We start from the raw sequence: 13,227 nt of genomic DNA on the forward strand, positions 1-13,227 counted from the left end.
AATTAGTTTCTATCATAAATTTTAGTTTTAAAATTGCTTTGTTTGAAAAATATAGCTATATTTATATGGTGATTTTGCAATTCAAATCTATCCAACTCTTGATTTGATAGTTTTTTACTGGAAGTCTTATATCGATAAAAATTTTTGTGATATTCAATTTTTTCATATTTCTTCATCTTTATTTATGAATCTAATTTACAAGTTATCCATTCTACAAGTTTTTTTCCATCTAACCGTGAGCAATGAACTCAGTATCCTTTTAATTCAGGTTTCATCGATAATCTTATAAACCATTGTTCGCCTTTTGAAATATCTTTTTGTAATTTTACTTTTTTATAAACTATTTTCACATCAGAATTTAACTTTTTGATAATCCAGTTTTCTAACGTCATGTTGTTGTTTTTTGCTTGTTTTTTTCATCGAATAAATATTTTTTTTTCTGTAACAAAAATAAACGATATTGATCTTTGCTCCATTTTAACCTCTTTATAGGAAAGCTGATTAACATGTAATCGGCTATATGAGTTAAATAAAAATAGACGAATTTTTGGTTGGTTTAGCTGCTCGAATACACAATAACGTGAAAATAAGCATAAATAAACCAATTAAAGAAAGTAACCCATATAGCCCTCCTAATTATTGCTTTTAAAGTTTTATACTAATTTTATACTAATTAGTATAAAAGCTAGTTTAAATGAAAGCCGACCAACCACTTACATTTAGGTAACCTGCATCTTTTATAATGTGGATTTGCTTATTTTTAACGAATTGTAATAGGTAAAATAGCTATGTTTAACCAATTGAAAAATATTATGAAAAATTGTATGTTTCAGATAGAGGTTGTTATTTGATTAGTAGGTGGAGGATGTCCACCTACGATGTTGTTTTATATGTTGAATATCTTTGTTATCACATTAGTTTTTTTGATAAACCGTTTTACCACCGACAATAGTTGTTAGAACTTGTACATTTTGCATGTCAGTTGCTGGAATGGTAAATGGGTTGCGATCCAAAATAATCAAATCAGCAAATTTACCTTTTTCAATTGAGCCAATATATTCATCTTGCTTTAATACATAGGCGGCATTAATAGTGGCACTACGCAATACTTCAATAGCGGTTAAATTACGATCATTATCTAATCGAGGATGCTCCGTATCGATTTGTCTGGTCATGGCAATTTGGAAATCATACCATTCATTTAATGGATCAATTGGCCAATCACTTCCAAAAGCGCAAGTGACACCAGCATCAATATATTGGCCATGTGCCTCTAAGCCGTTATAACGTTCAAGACCAAATAATGTTCGATACTGCTCAATCATTGCCGTACTACAGCCTGCCCATTGGAATGAAAATACAACACAAGCGTTTAATTGTTTATATCTAGCAAACTGATGTGATGCGCTTAGTTCATTATGTGCGGTACTTGGGCGAATATCAGCATCAGGTAATGCTTTACGCATTTTTTCAATGGCATCAAGCACGACTTCAATTGCACCTTCACCTACTGTATGCATATGTGGGTGAAATCCCGCTTTTGCTGATTCAAGTATTAAAGCATCTAACATCTCAATTGAGTAATACAGGTCACCATAACGATCTTTTTCATCAGTTAACTGGTATGGCTGAAGCAAGCGTGCTGTCATTAATGGTGCTTGCATTACGCCATCTACAAATAGTTTGGTATGCGATATCTTTATACCGGGCTTAGGTTGCCAGTTTTTATCATCGTAACGAGAAGCAAACTGTTTTACTTTTTCAATGACATTTGGAATATCCGCTATAGACGAAACATCATCTGGTGGCAGTTCACGGGCACCAAATAGACGAATCGAAAGCGTATCTTGTTGTTGTAGTCTTAAAAATGCATCAGCTTGGGTTTCGGTAATGCGCGCATCCATCACTGAAGTAACCCCTTGTTTATTGAGCTCAGCTTGTGACAGTTTTGCGATGTTAACTGCTTGTTCGTCAGTCAGTTTAGAAATGCTGTCAAATGCGCGCATGGCTGGTGCATCTTCTAATATACCATTTAATTCGCCGTCGTCGGTACGACCAATCTTTCCATCTGTTGGTTCTGGCGTGTTTCTATCTAAACCAAATTTTTCTAATGCAATGCTATTGGCAACGAGGGTATGGCAATCGTTTGAGAACAAAATTACGGGTCTTTTCGTATTGAGTTTATCAAGATCAAAGCGTGTGATATCTGTGCCAATTGGTAATACCTCTTGTCGTAACCAACCACGAACTTGTAACCAATTATCGTTGTGATTTAACGAGTCTTGATCTAAAGATTGTTGGATAATGGCTAAGGTATCATCAATGGTTAAACTTTGATAATTTAAATTGCACGATGACAATTGCATCCCGCCCCAAAAAGTGTGTAAATGGGAGTCAATAATGCCGGGCATCATCGTTTTGCCTTGCAAATCATAAATCGTTGTATGATTATCAACATAGTGGCTGTTATTTATTTCTTGGGTTGTGCCAGTTGCAATAATATAGCCATTTTCGATTGCAATAGCTTCGCAGATACTATCGTGTTTGTCTGCGGTATAAATATAGCCATTAATATAAATAACATCAGCTTTAGCCATTATGAGTGTTCCTTAAATAAAGATCAAAATGAAAGGTGAACGATAGCAGATTTATAAAAAATTTGTCAAACGTAATAATTTTCTTTATTGTGTGTCGAGATTATGCTACAAATAAACTATATTAGTTACAGCGTCACAAGATGAGTCAATGAAGTATCAGCAATTAGAGAACCTTGAATGCGGTTGGAAGTGGCACTATTTAGTAAAAAGGCACCTAGAAGGTGAGTTAATAACACGTTATATTGAAAAAAGTGCTGCGCAGCATGCGGTCAATGAGTTATTGTTATTAGAACATAATCCAACGGGTGTTATTGATTGGATAAAAGCGCATTTAAATCCCGATTTAGATAATCGCCTAAAGCAAACCATTCGGGCAAAGCGAAAACGGCATTTTAATGCAGAACAACAAAATACCCGAAAAAAGTCCATAGATTTGGAGTTTTTAGTTTGGCAACGATTGGCTAATTTAGCCAAACGCCGAGGATGCACGTTGTCACAAACCATTACACAACTCCTTGAAGATGCTGAGCAAAAAGATCAATATGCAACTAAAGTATCAACAATTAAAGATGATTTACTATCGCTTCTTGATGTAAAGCTTGATAGTAAATAATATAAACAACAGAATAAAAAGGTTTAATTATGGGAAAATCCCTTGTTATTGTGGAATCACCAGCCAAAGCAAAAACGATTAATAAATATCTTGGCAAAGATTTCGTGGTTAAATCCAGTGTCGGTCATATTCGTGATCTGCCTGTAAGTGGTAGCAGCCAACGAGCTGAAAAATCAACAAAAGACAAAAAAGATAAAACCGAGAAAAAAGTGAAACGCTCCGAAAAACAGATCTTAGTTGATCGAATGAGCGTTGATCCCTATAGCGGTTGGAAAGCTCATTACCAAATTTTACCAGGTAAAGAACGGGTGGTATCAGAATTAAAAAAATTAGCTAAAGATGCTGATATGATCTATCTGGCAACCGATTTGGATAGAGAAGGGGAAGCTATTGCTTGGCATCTTAAAGAGGTTATTGGGGGTGACGATAGTAAATATCGTCGTGTTGTTTTTAACGAAATCACTAAAACAGCGATCAAAAATGCCTTTAATCAGCCTGCAATGCTTGATATGGATCGGGTGAATGCACAACAAGCCCGCCGATTTATGGATCGAGTTGTCGGTTTTATGTTATCACCATTACTTTGGAAAAAAGTGGCAAGAGGTTTATCTGCTGGTCGTGTGCAGTCGGTTGCAGTGCGACTTGTTGTTGAACGTGAACGTGAAATTCATGCTTTTATTCCTGAAGAGTACTGGGATCTTTATGCTGATTTAAATACTGCTAAAAAAGAGCAATTAACATTACAAGTCACGCATTACAAAGATGAAGCGTTTGAGCCAAAAGATAAAGTGGCTATTGATATCGCTTTAGCACAGTTGGATAAAAACCAATATCAAGTTACCCATATTGAAGAAAAACCAACTAAAAGTAATCCAACTGCGCCGTTTATTACTTCAACATTACAACAAGCTGCAAGTACGCGTTTAGGATTTGGTGTTAAAAAGACCATGATGCTAGCGCAACGCTTATATGAGGCTGGTTATATCACTTATATGCGTACTGATTCAACCAATTTGAGTCAAGATGCATTAACCATGGTTCGGGATTACATTGGTAAAAATTTCGGTAATAAATATTTACCTAATTCACCTAATTTATACAGTAGCAAGAAAAACTCGCAAGAAGCACATGAGGCTATTCGTCCATCAGATGTGACTATTCTTGCTGATAATATTAGTGATGTAGAAGTAGATGCTTGTAAATTATACCAACTAATTTGGCGTCAATTTGTGGCTTGTCAAATGACATCGGCGGAATATAATTCAACAACAATTACCGTTAAATCTGGCGATTTTACGTTAAAAGCCAAAGGTCGTACATTGCGTTTTGATGGTTGGACGAAAGTGCAGCCACAACTGGCTAAAAACAATGAAGACAAGATATTACCGCAATTATCGGTAAATGATCAACTTGGCTTAATTAGCTTAACCCCAAATCAACACTTTACTAAACCACCTGCTCGTTATAATGAAGCATCATTAGTCAAAGAACTGGAAAAACGTGAAATTGGTCGTCCATCTACTTATGCAACGATTATTTCAACAATTCAAGATCGAGGATATGTACGTTTAGATCATCGCCGTTTTTATGCTGAAAAAATTGGTGAAATTGTTACCGATAGGCTTAGTGAAAACTTCAATGATCTAATGAGCTATGACTTTACAGCACGCATGGAACATGCATTGGATGAAATTGCTCACAAAAAGCAAGAATGGCGCGAAGTGCTTGACCAATTTTTTAGCGATTTTAGTAAGCATCTTGAAGTGGCTGAACAAGCACCTGATAAAGGTGGAATGCAACTTAATCCATTAGTGTTAACGCCTGAAATTAAATGCCCTAATTGTGCGCGTGAAATGGGAATTAAAACGGCGGGTACAGGGGTATTTTTAGCATGCTCTGGTTATGCATTACCACCAAAGGAGCGTTGTAAGCAAACGATTAATTTAATTCCTGAGCATGAAACACTTAATCTTTTAGAAGAATCAGAAACAGCGGAAACCGATGCATTAAGAGCATGTAAACGTTGTCCTAAATGCCATACGGCAATGGATAGTTATTTGCTTGATAGTGAGCGAAAATTACATATTTGTGGTAATAATCCAATTTGTGATGGTTTTATTGTTGAAAAAGGTAGCTTTAAAGTTAAAAGTTACGAAGGTCCTATTATTGAATGTGAAAAATGTGGTTCTGAGATGCATCTAAAATCAGGGCGTTTCGGTTTATATATGGGCTGTATTAATTCAGATTGTAAAAATACCCGTAAAATTCTAAAAAATGGTGAGGTTGCGCCACCAAAAGAAGATCCGGTTGATCTACCTGAACTTAAATGTACAAAATCTGATGCGCATTTCGTATTACGTGATGGTGCCTCTGGAATCTTTTTAGCAGCACACAATTTTCCAAAATCAAGAGAAACCCGAGCACCTTTGATTGAAGAATTGCAACGTTTTAAAGATCGTTTGCCAGAAAAATTTATCTATTTAACGCAAGCGCCAAACAAAGATCCTGATGGTAATCCATCGATTGTTCGTTTTAGTCGTAAAAATAAACAACAATATGTTACTTCTGAAGTGAATGGCAAATCGACAGGGTGGGTGATGCAATACGTGGATGGTAAATGGATAAATACCAAAAAATAGATAATAGCATCTGAATTTTTGTTAATAGATTTCAGTAAATTATACGTTTTAGTATGAAAATAGTTATTTTTGTTTGTACTAGAGTGTGAAAGGATTTACCTTACAAAATCACCCTTGCGATCTCATCAACAGGGTGAAACGCATACAGTTGAAGGAGCCTTTGTCATGAAATTGCAGCAACTACGTTATATTGTTGAAGTCGTCAATAATGATCTTAACGTATCGTTAACATCCGAAAAACTGTATACCTCTCAACCAGGTATTAGCAAACAAATAAAACTATTAGAAGATGAACTTGGTGTTCAGATATTTACTCGAACAGGTAAACACCTTTCACATGTGACGCCTGTTGGTGAAAAAATTGTTGCGCTTTCCCGAGAAATTGTAAATAAGTCCAACGATATTAAAATTATCGCTAAAGAATTTAGTCAGCCAAATCAAGGTTCGTTAACTATTATCACAACGTATACTCAGGCTCGTTATGCTTTGCCTGTTGTGATTCAACAGTTTATGCAACAATACCCGAGCATTACTTTGCATATGGAACAAGGCTCATCAGCACAATGTATTGCACAAGCGCAAGCAGGGCAGGCAGAATTTGCTATTGTAACTGAGATTTCGTCGTTAAGTGATGATATGATTGCTTTACCTTGTTATCATTGGAACCAAGCCATTATTGTGATGAAAGATCACCCGTTAGCGAAACGTAGTCTAATTTCAATTGAAGAACTCTCAAAATATCCGTTAGTCAGTTATGATTTTTCAAATGATGGTTCAGATTTAAATCAAGCTTTTACACGAGCACATCAGACTCCGAATATCGTTTTTAGCACAACAGATGCTGATTTAATTAAAACCTATGTGAAATTAGGAGTAGGCGTTGGCATTGTGGCAAAAATGGCTGTAAATAATACGTCAGATGATGATTTGGTCGTACTGAATGCTGGGCATATTTTTCCTTACAGTACCACCTATATTACTTTTGCTCGCTCATTATTTTTACGTGGCTATATGTATGATTTTATTCATCAGTTTTCTTCTCATCTGAATCGACAAACAGTTGATAAACTTATGCTAAGTGAAAACAATAGTGATGTATTAGCAATGTTTAATGGAATAAAATTGCCAGTTTGTTAAGTAAGCCTATTCTTTTTTGCTAATTGAAAAGTAACATAAAGCGCGATAGGGATCGCACTTTATTGGTTTTTACTATTTATGCCTTGCTTTTAAAATACCAATGACATCTTGTAAAGATAGATTTTGATCTTGAAGTAAAACTAATAAGTGATAAATGAGATCTGCTGATTCATTTTTTAGCTCTTCACGGTCATGAACAGTTGCTGCAAGAACCGTTTCGACGCCTTCTTCTCCCACTTTTTGCGCAATACGTTTAGTGCCATCGTGATAGAGTTTTGCTGTGTATGACGATTTCGGATCGGCATTCTTGCGCGCAGCAAGTAATTGTTCTAACTCAAATAAAAATCCCCACTCCGTTTTAGCACCCACAAAACAACTGTTAGCACCTGTGTGACAAGTTGGTCCTATTGGATCGGCTAAAATAAGCAGGGTGTCATTATCGCAATCGGCAGTGATATTGATTACCTTTAGATAGTTACCAGAAGTTTCACCTTTTGTCCAAATACGTTGTTTAGTTCTTGAGTAAAAGGTCACTTTACCACTACTTTGTGTTTGCGTTAATGCTTCTTGATTCATATAACCCAGCATCAAAACATCGCCAGAAATATAATGCTGAATAATAACTGGCATCAAATTATCTACTTTTTGCCAATCTAATTGTTGTGAATTTAATTTTGTATTGCAATTTTGAGTTAACATAATCGAATATCTACTCCATATTGTGCCAAATAGTGTTTTAGTTCAGCAATGTTAATAATTTGTTTATGAAAAACAGATGCTGCCAATGCGCCATCCACTTCAGCTTCGTTAAATGCCTGTAAAAAATGTTGCATAGTGCCTGCGCCACCCGAAGCAATTATAGGAACACGGCATACTTCACGAACTGCTTTAAGTTGAGCAATATCGTACCCATTGCGAACACCGTCTTGATTCATCATGTTAAGCACAATTTCACCAGCACCACGTTTTTGCACCTCTTGTACCCAGTCAAGCGTGTTCCATTTAGTTGCAACTGTACGTTTTTCATCGCCCGTGAATTGGTAAACATGATAATTGTGTGATTCTTGGTCATACCATGTATCAATACCCACTACAATACACTGCACACCATAACAATCGGCAAGTTCAGTAATTAAATGGGGGTTAGCTAATGCGGGCGAATTAATTGAGATTTTATCGGCACCAAAGGTTAATATTTGCCCCGCATCTTCAACTGTTTTTATCCCACCAGCAACACAAAAGGGGATATCAATTACTTCGGCGACTTTTGCCACCCAGCTTTTATCAACTACACGGCCGTCTGACGAGGCGGTAATATCATAAAAAACCAGTTCATCAGCCCCTTCTTGTGCATAACGTTTAGCTAAAGGTACAATATCACCAATAATTTCATGATTGCGAAACTGCACGCCTTTAACTACTTGACCATCACGGACATCTAAACAAGGAATTATCCTTTTTGCCAGCATGAAATTGCCTCCTGAACAGTAAATTTTTCTTCAAGTAATGCCCGACCTACAATCACACCAGCAATACCATTGTCTTTAAGTGCTTTGATATCACTTAACTGACCAATGCCACCTGAAGCCTGAAAGGCAATTTGTGGGTATTTTTGGCTGATTTGCTGATACAATTTAACGTTTGCTCCGCTAAGTGTGCCATCCTTAGAGATATCAGTGCACAGCACATGCTTTAAACCAAACGGTAGGTAATCATCAATCACCTGTTCTAAGGTTTGGTTGGAATCTTCTTGCCAACCATGAATAGCAACATGTTTTTCTCCATTAGTATTAATACGTACATCAAGTGCTAATACCAACCTTTCTGCGCCATATTTTGTAAACCACTGTTTGACTAATTCGGGTTGTTTAATGGCGGTTGAGCCAATAACCACTCGCGCAGCACCCGCTGATAGTAATGCTTGTACATCTTTTTCTGTGCGAATCCCTCCACCAACTTGGATTGGCACTTGTACTGCATTAATCAATGTTTGTATTAACGAAATCTGACGTGCTTTTGGATCTTTTGCACCAGTTAAGTCCACAAGATGTAATAATTTAGCACCTTGTTTTTCATAATCTTGCAATCGTAAAAGGGGATCATTTCCGTAATCACGTTTTTGTTCATAATCACCTTGATGTAAGCGCACAACTGATCCATCAATTAAATCAAGTGCAGGTATTATTGTTGGCAAAGTAATCATGATTACATCTCCAAAAAGTTTTTGAGTAATGTGGCGCCGGCCCAGCCAGAACGCTCGGGATGAAACTGCACGCCGTAAAAGTTGTCTTTTTGTACGGCAGCGGTAAAGCTTTCGCCGTAACTGGTTTCTGCTATTGTTGCTGAGCATAATGGCATCGCGTATCCATGTACAAAGTAAAAATAAGCATCATCAGGAATATCTCGAAATAGATGATGTCCGGCTTTTGGTTTGACTTGATTCCAACCCATATGTGGTAAAGGTAGTCCACAATCAGGAATTTTTACCACATTTTCAGGAATAATCCCTAGTGTATGCACATGGCCTTCGTTACTATAATTTGCTAAAAGTTGCATACCAAGGCAGATCCCTAACACAGGTTGGGTACAAACTTTTATCAACTCAATTAAATTTCGTTCTTTTAAATTTTGCATAGCGGCTTTTGCTGAACCCACTCCCGGTAAAAACAGTTTATCAGAGCTAAGTACCACATCAGGCTCAAGACTAATTATTGGCTCATAACCTAATCGTTGCACAGCATATTTAACCGATGAAAGATTAGCACAGCCAGTGTCGAGAATGACTATATTCATTTATAATACCCCTTTTGAGCTTGGTAAATGGTCACCGTCAATTTTTATGGCTTGTTTTAAAGTTCGCGCAAAGGCTTTAAACAAACTTTCTACTTTGTGATGATCGTTATCGCCTTCTGTTTCAATATGTAACGTGATACCCATTGCATAGCTCAGAGAGTAAAAGAAATGCTCTACCATTTGTGTGCTCATATCGCCGACTTTTTGGTGAGTAAATTCTGCTTTAAATTTAAGGTACGGCCTACCCGAAATATCTATTGCGCACTTAGCTAGGCACTCATCCATAGGAATAACAGAAGCATATCGAGTAATACCTCGCTTATTATTCAGTGCTTTTTTTAGTGCCTCACCTAAAGCAAGTCCTGTATCTTCAATTGTATGGTGATCATCAATATGTAAATCGCCATCGACTTGGATATTGAGTTTAATTCCACCATGGGTAGCAATTTGATCAAGCATATGATCAAAAAAGCCAATTCCTGTATTAATTTGGCTACCACCTTGGCGATCGAGCCAGACCTCGACTAATATCTTGGTTTCTTTGGTATTACGCTCAACTTTAGCATAACGATTAACCTCTGTTAACTGTTGAGCAATTTCATTCCAATTGAGATTTTCAGGATGATAGCGTAATCCTTTTATTTGCATATTTTCAGCAAGTTGAATATCGGTGAGTCTATCACCAATAACATAACTGTTTTGTGTATCTAACTTACCACTGATAAGATAAGGTAAAACTAATTGAATTTTAGGCTTACGGCACTCGCAATTATCCTCAGGAAAATGAGGGCAAATTAGGACATCTTCAAAATTAACACCTTGTGATTTAAAAATTTGCATCATAAGGTTATGTGGGCCATCAAAATCTGCTTGTGGATAGCTACTTGTACCTAGTCCATCTTGATTGGTGACCATGACTAATTTATACCCTGCTGATTGTAGTTTTAACAGAGCAGGGATTACGTTGGGTTCAAAAGCTAATTTGTCAAAACGATCAACCTGAAAATCAATAGGTGGCTCGGTAATTAGTGTGCCATCTCGATCAATAAATAAGTATTTTTGTAACATGATTACTCCTATTTTATCGTTTTGAGTGCTGAAATTACCGCCTCGCATTCAGCTTGAGTGCCAATGGTAATGCGAATCATATTTTGTTGTCCAATTACTTTGCTTTGATCTCGTAAAATAATTCCTTTATTCCATAAGGTGTTAAATACTTCTTTATTATCTTGAAATTTAACACATAAGTAGTTGGATCGACTTGGGTAAACTTTTTCAACAATCGGTAGTTGAGATAATTGGTTGGTAAACTTCTCTTTCTGCTTATTTAAATTGATCACATGTAATTTCATGGTATTAATACCATCTTTACTCAGCGCTTGTGTGGCAATATCGGCCACGGGCGTTGCAAGTGGATAAGGCGCAATGACTTTTTGTAGTGCATCAATCACTGCTTTATTGGCAATAGTAAAACCGCAACGTAATCCTGCTAACGCAAACGCTTTAGATAAGGTACGCAAAATCACTAAATGTGGATAATTAGCAAGCCAACTAACGACTGATGATTCGGGTGAAAATTCAATATAAGCTTCATCAATGATAACTAATGCACGATCTTTAGCTATATCAAGTAACATCTTAATATCATCAGGATTGATTAAATTACCTGTAGGATTATTAGGTGAGCAGACATAGATCAGTTTTACTTTATCAAGATTTTGTTTTATTCCTTGAAGATCGAGCTGCCAATCTGCTGTTGTTGGAACGGCTTTGGTTTCTATTCCAAGTGTTTCAGCACTAACTTGATACATACCATAAGTTGGCGGACAATATAAAATACTATCTTGAGTAGGCTCACAAAAAGCACGCATTAATAACTCAATGGCTTCATCTGCTCCTCGGCTCACAATGACTTGTTCTGGCGTAACACCAACATATTGAGCGTAACGGTTGATAACCTTTTCTGGTTGTGGTTCAGGATAACGGTTTAGGCTTTGTTCCTTTAACTCAAAATGCGGTGCAACGGGGAATTCATTGGCATTTAACCACACATCGCCATTACCACCAATTCGACGAGCAGATTGGTATGGCGTCAGTTTTTGTACATTTTTTCTAACAAGTTTATTGATATCCATATTAATTACCTTATTTATTTTCTGCTTGTAATGCCGCTAAGCGGAGTGTTACGGCTTGTTTATGTGCAGTAAGTTGTTCAGCTTCGGCCATAAGCTCAACAGCGTTACCTATCATTTTTAAACCCTCTGGCGTTAATTTTTGCACGGTCATACGCTTTTGAAAATCAGCAAGTCCAAGACTAGAATATGTTGCGGTATAGCCATAAGTAGGTAGTACATGATTGGTTCCTGATGCGTAATCTCCTGCTGATTCTGGTGACCAATTCCCTAAAAATACTGAGCCAGCACTAGTGATTTTTTCAACTAACTCATCCGCATTAGATGTTTGAATAATCAAATGTTCTGGTCCGTAGCAATTACTGATATTGACACATTCATCTAAATTGCTAGTCACAATTAAACGACTTTCTTGTAAGGCTTTTTCGGCAATGTTTTTGCGCGATAGATTGGCTAGTTGTTTATCAACTTCGATCGATACTGTTTGAGCTATTTTCTCATCTGGCGTTAACAAAACGACTTGCGAATCAGCACCATGTTCAGCTTGTGATAACAGATCGGCGGCAATAAAAGCAGGATTTGCCGAACTATCAGCAATGACCAGCACCTCAGAAGGGCCAGCAGGCATATCAATGGCAGCACCATCTAAACTCTGGCTTACTTGACGTTTCGCTTCGGTGACATACGCATTACCAGGTCCAAAGATTTTAGCCACTTTAGGTACCGATTCTGTACCAAATGCCATAGCAGCGATAGCTTGAGCTCCTCCGAGTTGATAAATTTCAGTCACTCCACAAAGTTCAGCTGCATATAATATTTCATCAGCAATCGGAGGAGGAGAACATAAAATTACTTTATGGCAACCCGCAATTTTAGCAGGGGTCGCAAGCATTAATACGGTTGATAATAAAGGTGCTGAACCACCTGGAATATAAAGTCCAACAGAATCAATTGGGCGAGTTACTTGTTGGCATTTTATTCCTGGCATTGTTTCAACCGTAATGGTTTGTTGGATTTGTGCTTGGTGAAACTTCTTAATATTAGCAACGGCAAGTTGCATAGCTTGTTTTAATTCAGGGTTAACTCGACTGGTTGCCAATTTGACTTCATCTTGAGTTAGTTTAATTTGCTTAATTTGAACTTTATCATACTTGCTACTAAGCGCTTTTAATGCTTGATCCCCATTTTGTTTAACTTGTGCCAAAATGTCAGCCACTGCTTTGCTAATTGATTCAGAAGAGCTAATTGCCGGTCGAGTTAATAATGTTGCTTGTTGTTCATTAGTACATTGTTGCCAATAAGAGAGTTTCATATTT

Annotated in this window: 12 protein-coding genes; 3 read left to right on the top strand and 9 right to left on the bottom strand. The window is 36.9% G+C overall.

Annotated elements, in window-relative coordinates:
* Positions 1-248 precede the first annotated feature (248 nt).
* Both A9G41_RS14135 and A9G41_RS00220 read right to left on the bottom strand, forming a co-directional pair.
* Positions 249-392: a hypothetical protein gene (locus tag A9G41_RS14135; protein WP_179854664.1), complete on the bottom strand. Its 144-nt coding sequence runs from the start codon at positions 390-392 to the stop codon at positions 249-251.
* Positions 393-914: 522 nt separating this feature from the next.
* On the bottom strand, positions 915-2,597 hold the full coding sequence (locus A9G41_RS00220; protein WP_065641832.1) for an amidohydrolase: 1,683 nt from the start codon (positions 2,595-2,597) through the stop codon (positions 915-917).
* A gap of 148 nt (positions 2,598-2,745) precedes the next feature.
* Between A9G41_RS00220 and matP the strand changes: the two genes are divergently transcribed.
* The 3 genes from matP (at position 2,746) to cysB (ending at position 6,986) form a co-directional block, all read left to right on the top strand.
* Positions 2,746-3,210: a macrodomain Ter protein MatP gene (matP, locus tag A9G41_RS00225; RefSeq protein ID WP_065582582.1), complete on the top strand. Its 465-nt coding sequence runs from the start codon at positions 2,746-2,748 to the stop codon at positions 3,208-3,210.
* 29 nt (positions 3,211-3,239) lie between these two features.
* Positions 3,240-5,849 carry a type I DNA topoisomerase gene (topA, locus tag A9G41_RS00230; protein WP_075539165.1) on the top strand — a complete coding sequence of 870 codons (2,610 nt, stop codon included), beginning with the start codon at positions 3,240-3,242 and terminating at the stop codon, positions 5,847-5,849.
* 165 nt (positions 5,850-6,014) lie between these two features.
* Positions 6,015-6,986 carry an HTH-type transcriptional regulator CysB gene (cysB, locus tag A9G41_RS00235; protein ID WP_065582580.1) on the top strand — a complete coding sequence of 324 codons (972 nt, stop codon included), beginning with the start codon at positions 6,015-6,017 and terminating at the stop codon, positions 6,984-6,986.
* A gap of 72 nt (positions 6,987-7,058) precedes the next feature.
* Here the strand turns inward: cysB and hisIE are convergent, their stop codons facing one another.
* From hisIE to hisD, 7 genes are read right to left on the bottom strand one after another with little or no spacing between them, the layout of a single operon-like run.
* Positions 7,059-7,685, bottom strand: a complete 627-nt coding sequence (hisIE, locus tag A9G41_RS00240; protein ID WP_075539166.1) for a bifunctional phosphoribosyl-AMP cyclohydrolase/phosphoribosyl-ATP diphosphatase HisIE — start codon at positions 7,683-7,685, stop codon at positions 7,059-7,061.
* Positions 7,679-8,455: an imidazole glycerol phosphate synthase subunit HisF gene (hisF, locus tag A9G41_RS00245; protein WP_065580803.1), complete on the bottom strand. Its 777-nt coding sequence runs from the start codon at positions 8,453-8,455 to the stop codon at positions 7,679-7,681. The genes hisIE and hisF overlap by 7 nt, the downstream gene beginning before the upstream one ends.
* Positions 8,437-9,189 (bottom strand): 1-(5-phosphoribosyl)-5-[(5-phosphoribosylamino)methylideneamino]imidazole-4-carboxamide isomerase, encoded by a 753-nt coding sequence (gene hisA / locus A9G41_RS00250; RefSeq protein ID WP_065582578.1) that lies wholly within the window; start codon positions 9,187-9,189, stop codon positions 8,437-8,439. The genes hisF and hisA overlap by 19 nt, the downstream gene beginning before the upstream one ends.
* Before the next feature lie 2 nt (positions 9,190-9,191).
* Complete coding sequence (gene hisH / locus A9G41_RS00255; RefSeq protein ID WP_065582577.1) at positions 9,192-9,779, bottom strand: imidazole glycerol phosphate synthase subunit HisH; 588 nt, start codon at positions 9,777-9,779, stop codon at positions 9,192-9,194.
* Entirely contained in the window at positions 9,780-10,847 is a 1,068-nt protein-coding gene (gene hisB / locus A9G41_RS00260) for a bifunctional histidinol-phosphatase/imidazoleglycerol-phosphate dehydratase HisB (protein ID WP_065582576.1), read from the bottom strand.
* Between the two features lie 8 nt (positions 10,848-10,855).
* Complete coding sequence (gene hisC / locus A9G41_RS00265) at positions 10,856-11,914, bottom strand: histidinol-phosphate transaminase (RefSeq protein WP_179854665.1); 1,059 nt, start codon at positions 11,912-11,914, stop codon at positions 10,856-10,858.
* A gap of 10 nt (positions 11,915-11,924) precedes the next feature.
* Positions 11,925-13,223, bottom strand: a complete 1,299-nt coding sequence (hisD, locus tag A9G41_RS00270) for a histidinol dehydrogenase (RefSeq protein ID WP_075539168.1) — start codon at positions 13,221-13,223, stop codon at positions 11,925-11,927.
* Between the last annotated feature and the right edge of the window lie 4 nt (positions 13,224-13,227).

Source organism: Gilliamella sp. Nev5-1 (assembly GCF_001690895.1).
Taxonomy (GTDB): Bacteria; Pseudomonadota; Gammaproteobacteria; order Enterobacterales; family Orbaceae; genus Gilliamella; species Gilliamella apicola_C.

Bases quoted from the DNA above. Each gene is read 5' to 3' on its own strand.
- hisIE (WP_075539166.1), bottom strand. From the start codon at position 7,685: ATGTTAACTCAAAATTGCAATACAAAATTAAATTCACAACAATTAGAT.
- cysB (WP_065582580.1), top strand. From the start codon at position 6,015: ATGAAATTGCAGCAACTACGTTATATTGTTGAAGTCGTCAATAATGAT.
- hisF (WP_065580803.1), bottom strand. From the start codon at position 8,455: ATGCTGGCAAAAAGGATAATTCCTTGTTTAGATGTCCGTGATGGTCAA.
- A9G41_RS14135 (WP_179854664.1), bottom strand. From the start codon at position 392: ATGACGTTAGAAAACTGGATTATCAAAAAGTTAAATTCTGATGTGAAA.
- hisA (WP_065582578.1), bottom strand. From the start codon at position 9,189: ATGATTACTTTGCCAACAATAATACCTGCACTTGATTTAATTGATGGA.
- topA (WP_075539165.1), top strand. From the start codon at position 3,240: ATGGGAAAATCCCTTGTTATTGTGGAATCACCAGCCAAAGCAAAAACG.
- hisB (WP_065582576.1), bottom strand. From the start codon at position 10,847: ATGTTACAAAAATACTTATTTATTGATCGAGATGGCACACTAATTACC.
- matP (WP_065582582.1), top strand. From the start codon at position 2,746: ATGAAGTATCAGCAATTAGAGAACCTTGAATGCGGTTGGAAGTGGCAC.
- hisH (WP_065582577.1), bottom strand. From the start codon at position 9,779: ATGAATATAGTCATTCTCGACACTGGCTGTGCTAATCTTTCATCGGTT.
- hisC (WP_179854665.1), bottom strand. From the start codon at position 11,914: ATGGATATCAATAAACTTGTTAGAAAAAATGTACAAAAACTGACGCCA.
- A9G41_RS00220 (WP_065641832.1), bottom strand. From the start codon at position 2,597: ATGGCTAAAGCTGATGTTATTTATATTAATGGCTATATTTATACCGCA.
- hisD (WP_075539168.1), bottom strand. From the start codon at position 13,223: ATGAAACTCTCTTATTGGCAACAATGTACTAATGAACAACAAGCAACA.